14 protein-coding genes are annotated in these 15,802 nt (G+C 37.0%); 9 read left to right on the forward strand and 5 right to left on the reverse strand.

Going from position 1 to position 15,802, the window contains the following annotated elements; translation table 11 throughout:
• Positions 1 to 35: 35 nt before the first annotated feature.
• From ACY45D_RS09010 to ACY45D_RS09020, 3 genes are all read left to right on the forward strand, one after another.
• Positions 36 to 1,088 carry a TerY-C metal binding domain-containing protein gene (locus tag ACY45D_RS09010; RefSeq protein ID WP_463106435.1) on the forward strand — a complete coding sequence of 351 codons (1,053 nt, stop codon included), beginning with the start codon at positions 36 to 38 and terminating at the stop codon, positions 1,086 to 1,088.
• 146 nt (positions 1,089 to 1,234) lie between these two features.
• A complete protein-coding gene (locus ACY45D_RS09015; RefSeq protein ID WP_463106436.1) occupies positions 1,235 to 3,019 on the forward strand; it encodes a PP2C family serine/threonine-protein phosphatase in 1,785 nt (594 codons plus the stop codon).
• Between the two features lie 51 nt (positions 3,020 to 3,070).
• On the forward strand, positions 3,071 to 4,600 hold the full coding sequence (locus tag ACY45D_RS09020; RefSeq protein ID WP_463106437.1) for a protein kinase domain-containing protein: 1,530 nt from the start codon (positions 3,071 to 3,073) through the stop codon (positions 4,598 to 4,600).
• A gap of 85 nt (positions 4,601 to 4,685) precedes the next feature.
• On the opposite strand, the gene ACY45D_RS09025 is transcribed toward ACY45D_RS09020, so the two are convergent.
• The 5 genes from ACY45D_RS09025 to ACY45D_RS09045 are packed head-to-tail and all read right to left on the reverse strand — an operon-like array spanning position 4,686 to position 9,719.
• On the reverse strand, positions 4,686 to 5,612 hold the full coding sequence (locus ACY45D_RS09025) for an HpcH/HpaI aldolase/citrate lyase family protein (protein WP_463106438.1): 927 nt from the start codon (positions 5,610 to 5,612) through the stop codon (positions 4,686 to 4,688).
• Positions 5,612 to 6,820 (reverse strand): cysteine protease StiP family protein, encoded by a 1,209-nt coding sequence (locus ACY45D_RS09030; RefSeq protein WP_463106439.1) that lies wholly within the window; start codon positions 6,818 to 6,820, stop codon positions 5,612 to 5,614. Before ACY45D_RS09030 ends, ACY45D_RS09025 begins: the two co-directional genes overlap by 1 nt.
• Entirely contained in the window at positions 6,813 to 7,592 is a 780-nt protein-coding gene (locus ACY45D_RS09035) for an HAD family hydrolase (protein WP_463106440.1), read from the reverse strand. Before ACY45D_RS09035 ends, ACY45D_RS09030 begins: the two co-directional genes overlap by 8 nt.
• Positions 7,582 to 8,703, reverse strand: a complete 1,122-nt coding sequence (locus ACY45D_RS09040; protein ID WP_463106441.1) for a phosphoribosyltransferase domain-containing protein — start codon at positions 8,701 to 8,703, stop codon at positions 7,582 to 7,584. Before ACY45D_RS09040 ends, ACY45D_RS09035 begins: the two co-directional genes overlap by 11 nt.
• Before the next feature lie 5 nt (positions 8,704 to 8,708).
• Positions 8,709 to 9,719, reverse strand: a complete 1,011-nt coding sequence (locus tag ACY45D_RS09045; protein WP_463106442.1) for an ATP-grasp domain-containing protein — start codon at positions 9,717 to 9,719, stop codon at positions 8,709 to 8,711.
• Between the two features lie 329 nt (positions 9,720 to 10,048).
• On the opposite strand from ACY45D_RS09045, the gene ACY45D_RS09050 reads away from it, so the two are divergent.
• The 6 genes from ACY45D_RS09050 to ACY45D_RS09075 all read left to right on the forward strand — a co-directional run bounded on the left by ACY45D_RS09050 (position 10,049) and on the right by ACY45D_RS09075 (position 15,796).
• Positions 10,049 to 11,293, forward strand: a complete 1,245-nt coding sequence (locus ACY45D_RS09050; RefSeq protein ID WP_463106443.1) for a TerD family protein — start codon at positions 10,049 to 10,051, stop codon at positions 11,291 to 11,293.
• 60 nt (positions 11,294 to 11,353) lie between these two features.
• Entirely contained in the window at positions 11,354 to 11,929 is a 576-nt protein-coding gene (locus ACY45D_RS09055) for a TerD family protein (protein WP_463106444.1), read from the forward strand.
• A 15-nt stretch (positions 11,930 to 11,944) separates the two neighbouring features.
• The gene (locus ACY45D_RS09060) at positions 11,945 to 13,018 is read left to right on the forward strand and encodes a DUF475 domain-containing protein (RefSeq protein ID WP_463106445.1); all 1,074 of its coding nucleotides are present in this window, start codon (positions 11,945 to 11,947) and stop codon (positions 13,016 to 13,018) included.
• A gap of 28 nt (positions 13,019 to 13,046) precedes the next feature.
• Positions 13,047 to 13,625 carry a TerD family protein gene (locus ACY45D_RS09065; protein ID WP_089606566.1) on the forward strand — a complete coding sequence of 193 codons (579 nt, stop codon included), beginning with the start codon at positions 13,047 to 13,049 and terminating at the stop codon, positions 13,623 to 13,625.
• A gap of 137 nt (positions 13,626 to 13,762) precedes the next feature.
• Entirely contained in the window at positions 13,763 to 15,067 is a 1,305-nt protein-coding gene (locus ACY45D_RS09070) for a VWA domain-containing protein (protein WP_463106446.1), read from the forward strand.
• Between the two features lie 12 nt (positions 15,068 to 15,079).
• Complete coding sequence (locus tag ACY45D_RS09075; RefSeq protein WP_463106447.1) at positions 15,080 to 15,796, forward strand: TIGR00266 family protein; 717 nt, start codon at positions 15,080 to 15,082, stop codon at positions 15,794 to 15,796.
• The last annotated feature ends 6 nt before the right edge of the window (positions 15,797 to 15,802 follow it).

Genomic DNA, 15,802 nt, shown 5'->3' on the forward strand with positions numbered 1-15,802 from the left:
TTATATATCAATTGTATAATAATCTAGGTGAAATTATGCGCCGTTTACCTGTATTTTTTGTACTTGACTGTTCAGAATCAATGGTGGGGCAACCACTGGAGTCAGTGCAAGAAGGTGTTGAGTTTATTCTGAGTAATTTACGAAAAGACCCGTATGCTTTGGAAACTGTTTATGTTTCTGTGATTGCCTATGCGGGTATTGTAAGAACATTGGTACCATTAACAGAGTTATTTGCTTTTAAAAATTTTAATTTACCTTTGGGTGGTGGAACGCATTTGGGTAAAGCTTTGGATCATCTTGGGCAAGAAATTGATCGTTATGTGATGAAGACGACCACAGAAGTCAAAGGCGACTGGAAGCCGATGGTGTATTTGTTTACAGATGGTCGCCCTACAGACGAATATGAACAGGCCATTGAACGCTGGAATACAAAATATGCCAACAAGGCGACAGTTGTTGCGATTGGTCTAGGTGCAGATGTTGATTTTTCAGTGCTGAGCAGATTGACTGAAAATACGATTTCGATTGATCAAATAAATCAGGAATATATCAAAGGTCTATGCAAATGGATTACTGCTTCAGTGGTATCGCAAAGTATGAGTGTTGGAAATAATCAGCTCAAAGATGAATTATTACCGATAGATCAGCGTTATATGCGTTTGGCAAAAGAAGTCTTATCCATCAGTAAAAATAAAGTAGATGAACATTGTGCAACCTTTGTTGGTCGTTGCCAAAAAATGAATAAACCCTATATTATTAAATATATTAGGAATTTACAGTACAAAAGTCCTGCTGATTTAAACATCAATATTTATAATTTTAAACTGGATACTTGTCGTGCTATTTCAGAAGATTATTTTACTTGGTCTGATTCCACGGCACCCAATAAACAAATCAACACAGCTGAATTGGATGGGTTTCCAGAATGTCCGCATTGTTTTTCTGAAACAGCATTTGCAGTGTGTGGCTGTGGAAATTTAATGTGCTATGACGGTTATAGAGAATCTGTAATCTGTCCGTGGTGTCATCGTCAAATTAGTTTTTCTGCCTCAGGCGAGGACTTCAACCTCAATCGTGGACAAGGTTAAAATAGGGAATGTGGCTTCTATAATTTTTAAATCCGCGAACAATGATTCATTAGCAAGATAAGTTAATTTTGATGTGGTATCTGCATATCTTCATACATAACAAATGACGATATTGTACATATTGTAAAAATAAAATTGAGGAAAAAATGGACAGCTACGAATGCAAAATTAAACAGATTTTAGAGCAGAATAAACAAGATTATAGTACTGAGTTTTCACAGTTTTTATTGCATGAGCAAAATTTACAACAACTTTCCAAGCTTGTTTTAGAATTAAAAAATGTTAAAGCCGTTGAAAATAGTTTACATATCCAAGAGCCTCAATCAACGATTGAAAATAGGTCTTTAGATTGTGACCATCAAAATCACCACGATGCTGATGACACATTAAAGCAACACCTTGTTGAAGTTGAATCTCGTGTTGTAGAAGAAAAGATAGAGTCTATAGAGCTTTTCAATCTTTCAGAAAATGAAACCACTCAGACATCGCATGATACTCAAGCTATTACTGTGATAGATATTCCTAATGAGCCTCCATCCGAAGAATTTTCTATAGAAAATCAAATAGATGTCGTTACAGAAAATGTAAATGAAATATCAGAAGTAGCGCATTCAACAGAAACTTCTGAGCTTGAATCTGTGATTCATACAGATTCCGATCAGCTACCTTTAGAACCAACAACCCGCTCTGAAATAGAGAAAAATAGACAAGAGATAGAGTCCGTGTTTAGACGAAGTAAGTACGAAGATATTAAATTTCAGGTAGAAAATGCACGAGTAGGACAACATTATCAGTCTAAAATTGCAGTCATTTCGCAACATGATGTCAATGATATTACTTTTAAGGCAGATAGTTTTAAATTCCCTGATGATACTTTTTATTTTGATGCTGAAACACAGACTGTTTTAGGTGAGCCTAAGCAAGCACAGGAACTTGAATTTTCTTTTCAGTTTTATGTAGATCAAGAGACTAGGTCGGCACAATGTAGGTTAAATGTAATTGCAGACCCACGTAGTTTATGGAAGGTTATAGAACCTGAAGTTGGACAACACTTCTTTAAACAGCATAGCGATCAAGCTTTGATTGAGACGGAAAACTATAAAATCGTTGCTGCAAGTCGTCGAGGACGTTCACATGAGCATGCAGGGACATTTAGAGATGATGATTTTTCAATTACTCAGCTTGAAAATAGCCCATGGTCTGTGATCACAGTGGCAGATGGTGCAGGAAGTGCTGCATATTCACGGGAAGGTTCACGAATTGCTGTTGAAATTGTGCAGAGTGAATTTAAACGTTACCTAAATCCCCATACCAGTGATGCACTGATTGAAGATTTAAAGAAATGGCAAGTGGGCAGTCAAGATACAGAAACCTCTGAAATTGCAGCAAAATTAAATCAACAATTTCATTTGGTTTATTATGAAATTTATAAATCGATCATTGCGCAAATTGAATATCAAGCCAATGAATTGGATGTAAATCCTAAATTATTTTCAACCACACTTTTAGTAGCTGTAATTTGTAAATTAAAAGACAAAACTTTTATGAGTACCTTTTCTGTGGGCGATGGTGCAATTGCTGTCTATAGTGAAAATAATGTACGACTGATGAATGTTCCTGATGGTGGTGAATATGCAGGACAAACTAAATTTTTAGATAGAAGCATTGCACAAGAGTTTAATACCCGTTTAAAAATTGGTTGTTTTACCGATACAGATGCCATCATGTTAATGACCGATGGTATTTCAGATCCTATATTTGAGACAGATTCTGGTTTGGCAAATCATACAAAGTGGCAAAAATTGTACACAGAACTTGATCCACTCATGCAAATTGAATCTGCTGATACTGCTTTATTGGAATGGATGCATTTCTTTACACCAGGACATCATGATGACCGAACTATGGCGGTTTTATGGAATAAACATTGAGATCAATATTTATCTTAAAAGTGTTTAAAAATATAGAATTAGGTAAGAAAAATGTCAGCGAAAATTATCAAATGTAATACGGTAGATGGTCGTCCGATTGAGTATATCGATGAAATTATTGGTTCAGGTGCAATGAAAGATGTCTATTTTTCACCTGATCGTAGCTATGTCGTCTGTTTTTTTAGTAAAGAAAAAAATAAGTTTTATGAGTCTCGAGCAACATTGGAACAGCAAAAAGACCGTTTAAAAGAAATTGTTGGCAATAAGTGGAATGGTATCTTTAACGGCATAGGTGGAGATTATTGGAAGAATATTTTTTGTTGGCCAGATGGTTTAGTTGAACATAATAATTTGCTTGGAATTACCGCACCGACTTATAACAAACAGTTTTTCTTTGAATATGGCTCGAAAAATAATGATTTTTTGCAAATCAAAGGTAAAGAAAAAGAAGGCAAATGGTTTGCCAGTGCTAATAATCAAAATAGATTTTTAGATGAAAAAGAAAAAGGCACATGGCTGAACTATCTGAAAATTGGTATTTTAATTTCTCGGGCTGTGCGTCGTATGCATGCAGCAGGTTTGGCACATTCAGATTTATCCTATAAAAACATTTTGGTTGATCCTGTAACAGGAAGTGCCTGTGTAATCGATGTCGATGGTTTGGTCGTACCTGGAAAATATCCACCAGATGTCGTTGGAACACCTGATTTTATTGCGCCTGAAGTGGTGCGAACCAGTCATTTATCAAAAGATGATCCAAATCGTATTTTACCCAGTATTGCAACTGACAAACATGCATTGGCTGTTTTGATTTATATGTATTTGTTGTATCGCCATCCGCTGCGTGGTGGAAAAATTCATGACATGAATGACCCGCAAAAGGACGAAACCATCGGGATGGGGGAAAAGGCCTTATTTGTTGAACACCCGACAGACCCAAGCAATCGAGTCAAGCCATCACAACTCAAAGTCAGCCAACAGCCTTGGGCTGATCCAGCAAAAGTACCATTTACGGTGACAGGGCCTTATTTGTCTGAACTATTTATAAAAAGTTTTGTTGATGGGTTGCACGATCCAAGCAAACGTCCATCAGCGAATGACTGGGAAACTGCTTTGGTCAAAACTGTCGATTTGATTCAACCTTGTCATAATCATCGTTGTGGTCAAAAGTGGTATGTATTTGATAATTCGACTCAACCTGAATGCCCATTTTGCCATACACCGTTTAAAGGCAAATTACCGATTCTGAATTTATATTCAGCAAGACAGCAAGGTAATTTTAGACCTGATAACCACCGTTTAATGGTATGGACAGGGCAATCGCTTTACGCATGGCATGCCAATAATATGATTGCACCGAATGAACGACTTACGCCTGAACAAACCAAACGTAAAGGTTATTTTGTATTGCATAACGATGTGTGGTGGCTCGTCAATGAAGGGCTGCCTGATTTAACCGATGTTGTGACTAAAACGCCTATTCCAATCGGCGGAAAGATTGAGCTTAAAGATGGCGCTCAAATCTTACTTTCGAAAGAAGATGGTGGACGTTTAGCTGTAGTACAGATGGTTGAAGCTTAAAGATATATAAGTGAAGAATATAGAATTGTATTTAGAAATAATGGTTTACAGATTCATTGATTAAATCTGCAAACCATTTTCATCACTAAGAACTGAGGCTTAATTTATCCAATCCTGCTGATGATTTTAGTAGCCCAAAGGTTTTGTAACGCAATAAAATCATTTCAGCCCAATTTTTATGGGTTGCTGGTTCAAGCATAGAGCCATGGCTTTTAAATACACTTTTTGCATCACTGGCAAGAATCAACTGAGCTTCATGTAGCTCTTCGGCTCGTACTTGTAATGCCAAATGAATATGTCCAATTTGAGTTGGGTGAATTGCCGTTTTGGTATAAATCCCATTGTTCATATCTTGAGTGATTTCTTGCATCAATAACTGAGTATTTTCAAAATGTTCACAAACAGGTGAGCTCAATTGAAAACCATTGGGAATAAATAAACCCGCCAGTTGAGCAATGAGTATCCCGACTGGCGTTTGATAAATCGTGGTATTTTTAGGACGTCTAAGATTTAAACATGACAAGAGATCATTTCCACCCACTCTTAGACATAGCGTTTTATGAAAATCATATTTGAGTGCTTGATATAACTCAATATTATGAGAAATATCAAAAATTTCTTTGGTTTCCAGTGTTGGCATATATTGTAAATTTGCAGGTAATACATCCATCCAATTTTGCAAATTATGAATATTGAATTTCGGCAAAATCATGCCGTTAAAAGTCTGATTTAAGTCCCAATCTACAATATGCTTTGCCATTTCAATATTACGTGGGCGAATAAAAACAGCAGGTGCTCTTAAATTTGGGTTTTCTAAACGTTTTTGTAATAAGTTCTTTAAATTGACCATTGCGGTTTGAACATCAGACTCTAAAACGGCATCTTCAAGACAAACTGCGATTGATTTGATCAATGGAAATTTGATGCCTTGAGTCACTTCCCACAACTGTTCATGTGTTGCAGGAATATACATTGTTGCGCCTAACTCGATCGCATGTTGTAGATGTTTCATTATTTTTTCTCTACTTTTTTTATCAGGGTGACAGCTTGATAAGGACCCAATTTAGATCCAATGATTTCTACAGGAATATTTTTTTCATGGGCAAAATGTAATAAAAGTTGCACATTAGGATCGGTGTCATTGCGCAATAAAATACGTTCAGGTACACGTCTTAACACAGCACGTGTCGCTTCGGCAATACTGGCTTTAATTCGGTTAATATTTTCTACTGAATAATGCTCAGCAATCCAAGCAATCGTTTCACTTGAAGATTGTTGTTGAGCTAGGCGGATTTGGTTATTCCAATGCGCAGGCTCAGTAACAGGGTTAAGTTTAATCAGCTTTAAAATTTTCTCAATAAAATCTACAGATAAATCATAAGGCTGTAAATGATTGTAAATTAAACAGCTGTGCCATTTTTGTGGATTATAACAATCACGCTCTGCATCTTTACGATCAATGCTTTGTTTTAAAATCGTCCGAGAAGTTAATCCAGAAATCACTGAACCTAATATACCAAAAGGAATCAGCCAATCATCTGTACTTGCGCTTAACCATGAAAAACCACCGAGGTCTGACAGGGTCACTAAACGAGGAATTGGCCAATTTTCATCAAATAATTCAGGGATATTGAGTAAGTTTTGAGTGAGTTCTTTACAGATTGCACCTTTACCTGTCCAGCCATCTACAAAAACAATATTTTCAGCACCGTGCTGCTCAATAATGGCTTGCAAAGCAGCAAAATCAATCCCACGATCACGAATGATACTTATACCGTAATGATGTACATCATGGTTTTGAATATTTACATTTTGATCGTTAGAAGTTTGTGGAACTGAGCGTTGGTCACTTAAATAATGTTTAAGTAAAACACCTAGCGGCACACCTGCACGGACTAAACTAATCAATACAATCGGTTGCTGCGCAAAGCGTTGTAATAATGAATTTCCAATCTTTTGTACTTCTTCAGCAAGGCGTAATGCACCTTGCTCAAAAGCGTGATGAAAATGCTTCATATGCTCTTCAGTCGGTGGATTTTCGACACTAATCATTTGAGAATAATGCATTTTCCCAGATTGAATCAGATATTCTTTTTCTTCTACATCGGTGGGTTGAATATCATCCACTTGCATTAAAAAAGTCACATCTTCTGGACGATATGAACCGTGGAAGCCTAATTTTAGCAATGTCTGATTTTTGATTTGTGAGTGATTAGACATGGCCTAAATACCCCTTGGCATCGTGATCATGCATTAAATTTATATTTAAAAACTTATCTAATTGGCTATTTTTAGGCATGCCAAACCAATCGCAACAGCTTAAAAAGCCCGCATCTGACAAACTATCACCCCATCCTAAAACTACACGTTCATGCTTTGGATCATATTTTTGGATAAAAAACTCAACCGCTTTTTGTTTAGAAATATGGTTGGGAATGATGGCTAAATTATTCCCATTGATGTGTATATAACAATGTTCAAGGATACTTTTAGGAATATGTTGCACCAGTTGGTCTAAAAATAATGTATCGGGCTCATTTTGTTTTGCCACAGTATAAATTTTTAACTGGTTTTCTTCCAAAGTCCACGTACGAAGTGAACCTAAGTCTTTGGCATAGTCATGCATCGCATCGGCCAAGTTATGTAGAACATGGTTTAAGTTTGCATTTTCTTGTTGTTTAAGTTGTAACCATTCAAGATCAACTTGATTATTTTTACCAAGAATCGTACCACCATGTGAACAAATTGCACCATATTCAAAAGGAATTTGTACACGTTTAAAACCTTCAACAGAACGAGCGGTTACAGGAACAATTTCAGTTGTTTCAAGTAACCAATTCACAAAAACTTGCTGTTTTGGATTTTTATAAGAAAGCGGTTGCCCTGAAACATCTGTAGTCGCAATTTTATGTAACGGTGTAGGCTTTTGCTTTCTATGTGTTTGAAAAAGTGTATCGTCTAAATCAACAAAAACGAGGGGTTTAGGGTTCATAACTGATCACCTCTAAATTTTTAATTTGTTCAAATAGGCTTGGGTCTACACTATCTTGAGCTGTTTCAATAACTAAAAGTACACGGTCAAAATTTTGATGTTTAACGTTATACGCAAAATTTTGAATATTCAGCCCATAATTATCTTGAAAGCGGCAGATACTTTGAATGGCATGACCCTGCATAATCGGGGAGCGTGTAGTTGAGCTGTAATAAGTTTCAGCACCTTGTTGTTCCAATTGCTCGGCAATTAAAAAAGGAATCCAAGTAAATTCTCCAGACCCTAAAACAAGTATCTTTTCATTTGGATTTTTTACTTTTACTTGTGGCCAAGCTGTACATTCCAAATAACAAGGTTCACGTCCCCAATCATTGGGTGCAATAATTTTCTGAGCTTGTTGCTGTGTTGAACCAACATCAGGCATATCAACTTGAATATTTTGATTATTCGGCTGCCATTGCCAATGACCATGCAGCAAAGAAATCACTTCAACAGGAATATCTAAATCTTCGGTCGCTAAATGCTGTTCAGCCCAATTGACCAATGTCACAAGAATAATGCGTTCAACTTGTTCCAAGCCCGAACTTTTTAAACTATTGATTAAGTTTTTAAATGTCTTACCTGTAGAAATTTCATCATCCACTAGAACCAAAGTTTTTGCATTGACTACATGCTGATGTTTACTCTGATCATGGCTACTGAGGATACATTGATCTTGCGCATGACTATGTTCTTCTAAAAACAGCCCCAAAGTTGGCAACGTTGAAACAGGGTGGCGTGTTGTGGTTAAAAAGATAGCTTTTTTGCCATAATCTTTTTTAAGCTCACGGTAAACACCCGCGCCTAAACCGACTGCTGTTTCAGCCATACCAATCACGCAGATCGGACCTTGCAAATCTTTAGGAATCAAGCTTGCCAAATCTGCATAACTACGCTGCATCACCGATGGTGCAACAGGAATATGTTTACCCAAAACCTTAGAAACAAATAAAAATGCTCTTTTAGGATTTATTCTTTCTGCAAAATCAAGTAAACCGTCTAAATCCCAATGTGTATGCTGTTGATTGACTTGTACGCTAATACGCCCACGGCTTAATTCTATATGTTTCATGAATATTAAAAATCCAATGTAATACTTTGGGTCAGCGGTAACACTTTTACTGGTGAGTGCTGCGGCTCACGCTCTAAATTTAGCTGTAATTTGTCAGCAATTAATTCAGCAATCAAATTGACACCCGTATGCTGCGTATAGGCAAAACCGCCAGCAGGGCGAGCATTGATTTCAAGAATATGCCACGCTAAACTTTCATCTTGTTTAAACTGGATATTGATTAAGCCATCACATTGAAAATATTTAACTAAATCTATGCAAATTTGATGACAAGGATGTTCAGTAAAACATTCTTGATAAAAAGAATATTTGATACGAGTGACTTGCGCTAAAATTTTTCCTGCATTACAGGCAATATCTACAGAACATTCCTGACCATTCAGGAACGGCATGATTAGATAATCTGTCGGTTCAGACAGTTGATCATAAGCTTCAATAAATTGTTGTGTATTTGATTGCGACGCATTCTCAAACTTTTTGAAATACGACACATCATTGCGTAAATGCACAAAACCTGAACCATAAACCCCGTAAACAGGTTTGGCACATATTTCCACATATTGTTGTTGGAATTGTTGAATAGCACTTTTTAGACTTGCAGTAGAGTTGACGAACAGTGCAGGAATATAAGGTAAATTTTGGGTTTCACAATGCAAACCAAACTGATATTTGTTATTCATCAATTCGTGATTTTTAGCACCAATTGCACCCGTCAACAACTGAATATTATGCGCTTCAAATTGTGCTCTAAAGGGCTCGATAAACTGGCAGTGTTTGCCACAAAACAACAGTTGAATGTCATGTTGAATGCATTGCTCGAGTAACCATTCAGCGCTTTGTTTTATCGCAGGTTGTTGAAAGTAATGATCTGCAAGTAAAACCAACTCAGGACGATTGCGAGTATGTGAACAATAAATGGTTAAATGCTTTGATAAATTAGAAGATTTTAATAACTGAATAATGTCTTTTTGACAAGAATAACTTTCGGCGATCCATATTTTATATTGCTGTAACACGGTTAAATTAATCTCAAATTTTTATGGAAGATAAAGTTGAATAACACAATATTTAGAATTACCGCGCGAAAATATAACAATTCGCACTTTAGATACAAGATTTAATTTCAATATTTTGTATAACACACGAAATTCAATGTAAAAATATTATTCAAAGTATTGAGATTGAGAATATTTATGGTAAAACATTAGATTAAATTTTTAATCGATTTTATATCGAATTGTATCGGGAAGTTTATTTATATCTCTGATTTGTTTGGGAAGACTTTTACTTTTAAAATTCATTTGAGATGAATGATAACAATATAGAAATTTTGAATGGAGTAGATATGCAACTTGTAGCTGGTGGAAATCTTGCGTTAACTGCTCAAAATATTGAAATTTGTATTAAAACAAGTTTTGCTGCAATGCTTGAATTGGATGTCACAGCATACCAATTGGCACAGGACACCTTCAAAGTCCGTGGTGACCACGATATGATTTTCTACGGTCAACGACAAACAGCAAATAAAAGCATTGTTTTAACAGAGTCTAGTGCAAAAGACCCGTATATCACTCGATTAAATATTGATACCTCACTCATTGATCCGCAAATTCAAAAAATTGCAATTTGTGTGACCTTAAATGAACCGCATCAATTAAGCAGCATACGTCCTATTCATGTAGAACTTTCTGCTGCAAATCAGTTGATTGCGACAGCACAAGTGGATACTCAGAACAAATCTGAGAAAGCACTTATTTTAGCCGAAGTGTATAAACACAATAATCAATGGAAGTTTAGGTTTGTAAATCAAGGTTTCAATGGTGGTTTAAAGCCATTGGCAGAGAATTTTGGGGTTGTGATTTCAGCAGATAATCATCATGCTACACCTACACCTACACCTACACCTACACCTACACCTACACCTACACCTACACCTACACCTACACCTACACCTACACCTACACCTACAAGCTCAACGATCAATTTATCAAAGATTAAACTCGATAAAGGCAACTCGACCATCAATTTGACTAAAAAAGGATCGGGCTTCGGCAAGATTTTAGTCAATCTCAATTGGAATAAAGCACAGCCGAAATCACAATCATTCTTTCAAAAATTGTCAGGATCCAATTCAATTGATCTAGATTTAGGGGCAATGATTCAACTCAAAAATGGTGATATTGATTTAGTTCAACCACTAGGCAATCGCTTTGGTCGTTTTGAACAAAAACCGTTTATTCAGTTAGATGGTGACGACCGTACCGGTACAGCAGTGAATGGTGAAAACCTACATATTAACGGCAATCAGTGGGATCAAATTGAACGAATTGTTATATACACCTATATTTATAAAGGTGCTGCGCAATGGGCCGCTACAGATGGTGTTGTGACAATAAGAATTCCTGATCAACCTGAAATTGAAGTTCGTCTGACGGATGGCAATCAATTAACCACTTGCGCTATTGTTGAACTTAAAAATATCAATGGTGCAATTCAGGCAAATAGGGAAGTTCTTTATTTTAAAGATCAGCAATATTTAGATCAGCATTATCGTTTTGGCTTCCGATGGACACAAGGTTCCAAAGACTAATTTAAAACACGTTTTACATACGATTGAAACTTCATATCAATAAAGAAGAGGGTTAAAAAAATGGCTATTTCATTAAACAAGGGTGGCAATTTATCTTTAAGTAAAACCGATCCGAGCCTAACTCAAGTTTTAGTTGGCTTAGGATGGGATGCTCGCGCAACAGATGGTGTAGACTTCGACCTTGATGCTTCAGCATTCCTTTTGGGTGAGAATGATAAAGTTCGTGGTGAACATGACTTTATTTTCTATAACCAAACACGCTCTCCTGAAGGTTCTGTTGAACATACAGGTGACAACCGTACTGGCGCAGGTGACGGCGATGACGAAGCTGTTAAAATCGATTTAAGCAAAGTACCTGCCGATGTTAACAAAATTGCAATTACTGTTACGATTCATGATGCAGATAGCCGTGGCCAAAATTTTGGTCAAGTGCAGAATGCATTTATCCGTGTTTTAAATGACCAAAGCCATGTTGAAATCGTACGTTTTGATTTAAATGAAGATTATTCAACTGAAACAGCCATGATTTTTGGCGAATTGTATCGCCACAATGGTGAATGGAAGTTTAGGGCGGTCGGTCAAGGCTATAACGGTGGCTTAAGCGCCATGTGTCGCCAGTATGGAATTAGTATATAACCTTGAGTTAATTCAATGAAACATTTTCGTTTTTCTATTATTTTCACCATTATCTGCTTGGCGCTTTCGGCCTATTGGGGTTTTACGCATGGCCCCGAAGCAGGCTTAATGACGATGGCTAAAGCTTTAGCCATCACTTCGATCTTGGCAGTGATGGAAGTTTCGCTTTCTTTTGACAATGCCGTCGTCAATGCTTCTGTATTAAAGCATTGGAATCATTTTTGGCGCACACTGTTCTTAACAGTGGGTATTGTCATTGCTGTATTTGGTATGCGTTTGGTTTTCCCATTGCTTATTGTGGGTGTCACTGCCGATATGGGCATGATTGAAGTGGCTAAACTGGCACTCAATGATCCAAAAACATATTCAGAAAAATTAATGGCACATCATGCTGAAATTGCAGCATTTGGTGGCATGTTCTTATTGTTAGTTTTCCTCAACTTCTTATTTGATGATGAGAAAGATGAGCATTGGTTCCATTGGTTGGAATCTAAACTTGCCGATCTTGGCAATATCCAAGCAATTTCTGTATTTATTTCATTATGTGCTTTGTTGGTTATGGCTAACTTTGTCCCTGAAGCATCACGTCTTGTGGTAACGATGGCGGGTATTTGGGGGATCGTTGTTTATGTAGGCGTGCAAGTGATTGGACACTTACTTGAGGGTGGTTCACATGATGACGAAGAAGAACAACCGCAATCAAATGGTGCCCCAGTCACAGGAACCATTATTAAAGGCGGTATCGGCGGATTTCTATATTTAGAAGTATTAGATGCATCTTTTAGTTTCGATGGTGTAATCGGCGCTTTTGCAATTACCAGCGATGTGGTAATTATTATGCTTGGCCTAGCTATTGGTGCGATCTTTGTGCGTTCAATGACAGTATATCTGGTTGAAAAAGGCACATTGGATGCATATATCTTTTTAGAACATGGTGCTCACTACGCAATTGGTGCGCTTGCATTCATTATGTTAGCAAGCGGTACAGGTATTCATATACCAGAAGTTGTTACAGGTTTAATCGGTGTTGCTTTCATCGTTTGGGCTGTTATTTCATCTATTTCATATAGTAAAAAGCAAGAATCTTGAAACCACAACGGAAAAAAGGAAACTAAAAATGGCAATTAATTTATCAAAAGGCGGAAACATCAACCTGTCTAAAACAGCGCCTACGATGAACAAAGTAGATTTGGGTTTAGGTTGGAATCCACGTGTTACAGACGGTAAAGCTTTTGACTTAGATGCAGTTGCATTCTTAACTGGCGAAAATGGCAAAGTTACAGGTGATGGTGGTTTTATTTTCTTCAATCAAAAAACTTCTCCATGTGGTTCTGTGTCTCACCAAGGTGACAACCGTACTGGTGATGGTGAAGGTGATGACGAAACAATTTCTGTAGATCTTTCAAAAGTTCCTGCTGACATCGCGAAAATTGTATTTGCAGTGACGATTCATGAAGGTCAGCAAAATGGTCAAAACTTCGGAATGGTTGATAAAGCCTATATCCGTGTACTTAACCAAGATAACAATGCTGAAGAATTAGCTCGTTTTGACTTATCTGAAGATGGTAGTACTGAAGTTGCAATGATCTTTGGTGAATTATACCGTCATAGCGGTGAGTGGAAATTTAAAGCAGTAGGTCAAGGCTTCAATGGTGGCCTTGGTGCTTTAGCTGCGAGCTATGGTGTTGCTGTTTAATCATTAGTCTCAAAAGATTAATGTGTTAAAGAGACCAAACAAGTACTAAAAGATTTATCTTTTAGTACTTGAAAGTGATTAAACCCAGATTTGATTGATATGGAAATTATTTTCAAGTACTAAAATAGAGCACAATAATGCAATTGATTACTGGACAAAAAATAGCGCTCCATCAACTGCTTCAACACGAAACAGTATTTAAATTGCGTGTGCAATTTACAGCAGCTTTTGAAGTTGATATCTCATGTTTTGGTATAGCCGCAACTGATAAGCTTTATCATGATGATTACATGACTTTTTATAATCAGCCTGCGACGCCTAAGGGAGAGGTTCAGTATCAATTACAAAATACATCACATATTTTTTCTTTTGATTTAAATAAAATTGATGCAAAGCAAACTCCTCGTTTTGTGATTTGTGCAACAGTTTCAAATGAACAATCGTCAATGCAACAAATCCAAACAGCTCAGGTTGAGCTGTGTAATCAACATGGACAAGTGCTTGCAACATATCAATTAAATGGTTCAAGTTTTCATCAAGAAAAAGCACTGATGTTGGCTGAAATTTATTTTAGAAGCGATGCTTGGCGTATTGCTGCAATCGGTCAAGGCTTTAATGGTGGATTAAAAGCATTGGTTCAACACTTTGGTGGTGAAGTCGCAGAAGATACACCGACACATTCTCAAACTGAAGAAAAAGCTACGGAAGTTGTTTCTAAAGTAGATTTAAAGAAAAAGATTGTCTTGGATAAGATTGAAAAATCCGCACCACACTTGGTGGATCTAACGAAAAAATCTTTAATCAGTTTAGAAAAAAATAATTTATTGGATGTGAAAGCACGTGTCGCCTTAGTTCTGGATTATTCAGGTTCGATGCATCAGCAATATATTAAAGGTGATGTGCAAAAAGTACTGGATCGAATCATGCCTTTGGCTGTGAATTTTGATGATGATGGAAGCTTTGAATGTTGGGCATTCGCAGAAAAATCATTAAGGTTAAGTGACGTCACACTGAAAAACCTGCAAAATTTTGTCAATACCGACCAAGGCGGCCATCCGAAATGGAACGCAGGTGCTCGATATAATAATGAACCTGTAGTACTTGAAGCTGTTTTAAACTACTTCATCAAAGAAAACCCATCTAACTTGCCTGTATATATCGTCTTTATCTCAGATGGTGGCGTTTCACAAAGCAAGAAGATTAAAAACATTCTCAAAGATGCTTCTCTTCAACCCATTTTTTGGCAGTTTGTTGGAATAGGTGGAAGAAACTATGGTGTTCTAGAGCAACTAGATACCATGGATGGTCGTATCGTAGACAACTGTAATTTCTTTGAAATGGCCAATATACAAAGTATGCCAGAAGCACAGCTGTACGATGCATTACTGCAAGAATTTCCGCTTTGGTTAAAAGAAGCTAAAAACAAAAACATCATTCGTTAACGAGGGATAACTATGGCTCAATTTGAATTAGTGGGTAGTCCAGAACCTTTTCTATTGGTCGATATGGTTCAGGGAGAAAAGATATATTGCGAATCTGATGCAATGGTCATGATTGAACAAAATCTCGAATTGGGTGGAAACCTGCGCGGAGGATTATTTCAGTCATTTATGCGCCGTTTCACAACTGGTGAGTCGTTATTCCAGCAAGAAATCAAAGCTTCTTTTGGAAATGGACAATGCCTACTTTCTCCAAACTTAGATGGAGATATGCAAATCTTAGACATTGGCCCACAACAGTACACATTGTCCGATGGTGCTTTTGTTGCTGCTACAGAACACGTCAATGTGAAAGCTAAACTGCAAGCAAATTTAGGTGGTGGCTTTTTTGGCGATACAGGCGGTTTTGTGGTGATGGAATCCTCAGGACAGGGCAAACTTTGTATATCGGGTTGCGGCACGTTAATGGAAGTAGAAGTCAGTGCTCAAAATGGAGAAACCACGATTGATAATGGTCATGTCGTGGCTTGGGACTCTACACTCAGCTATAACATTGGCATGCCAAGCTCACAAAACCGTGGCTTAATGGGCAATTTACTTAATAGTTTTACCAGCGGTGAAGGAATGGTTCTTAAATTTCGTGGTAATGGTAAAGTTATCATTTGTTCAAGAAATAGAAAGAGTTATATTACTTGGCTATCATCTGCATTAAATTTAAATAGAAACAATTAATCAAAG

The organism is Acinetobacter sp. BZX-2 (genome assembly GCF_055179795.1).

Bases quoted from the DNA above. Each gene is read 5' to 3' on its own strand.
- ACY45D_RS09010 (WP_463106435.1), top strand. From the start codon at position 36: ATGCGCCGTTTACCTGTATTTTTTGTACTTGACTGTTCAGAATCAATG.
- ACY45D_RS09015 (WP_463106436.1), top strand. From the start codon at position 1,235: ATGGACAGCTACGAATGCAAAATTAAACAGATTTTAGAGCAGAATAAA.
- ACY45D_RS09020 (WP_463106437.1), top strand. From the start codon at position 3,071: ATGTCAGCGAAAATTATCAAATGTAATACGGTAGATGGTCGTCCGATT.
- ACY45D_RS09025 (WP_463106438.1), bottom strand. From the start codon at position 5,612: ATGAAACATCTACAACATGCGATCGAGTTAGGCGCAACAATGTATATT.
- ACY45D_RS09030 (WP_463106439.1), bottom strand. From the start codon at position 6,820: ATGTCTAATCACTCACAAATCAAAAATCAGACATTGCTAAAATTAGGC.
- ACY45D_RS09035 (WP_463106440.1), bottom strand. From the start codon at position 7,592: ATGAACCCTAAACCCCTCGTTTTTGTTGATTTAGACGATACACTTTTT.
- ACY45D_RS09040 (WP_463106441.1), bottom strand. From the start codon at position 8,703: ATGAAACATATAGAATTAAGCCGTGGGCGTATTAGCGTACAAGTCAAT.
- ACY45D_RS09050 (WP_463106443.1), top strand. From the start codon at position 10,049: ATGCAACTTGTAGCTGGTGGAAATCTTGCGTTAACTGCTCAAAATATT.
- ACY45D_RS09055 (WP_463106444.1), top strand. From the start codon at position 11,354: ATGGCTATTTCATTAAACAAGGGTGGCAATTTATCTTTAAGTAAAACC.
- ACY45D_RS09060 (WP_463106445.1), top strand. From the start codon at position 11,945: ATGAAACATTTTCGTTTTTCTATTATTTTCACCATTATCTGCTTGGCG.
- ACY45D_RS09065 (WP_089606566.1), top strand. From the start codon at position 13,047: ATGGCAATTAATTTATCAAAAGGCGGAAACATCAACCTGTCTAAAACA.
- ACY45D_RS09070 (WP_463106446.1), top strand. From the start codon at position 13,763: ATGCAATTGATTACTGGACAAAAAATAGCGCTCCATCAACTGCTTCAA.
- ACY45D_RS09075 (WP_463106447.1), top strand. From the start codon at position 15,080: ATGGCTCAATTTGAATTAGTGGGTAGTCCAGAACCTTTTCTATTGGTC.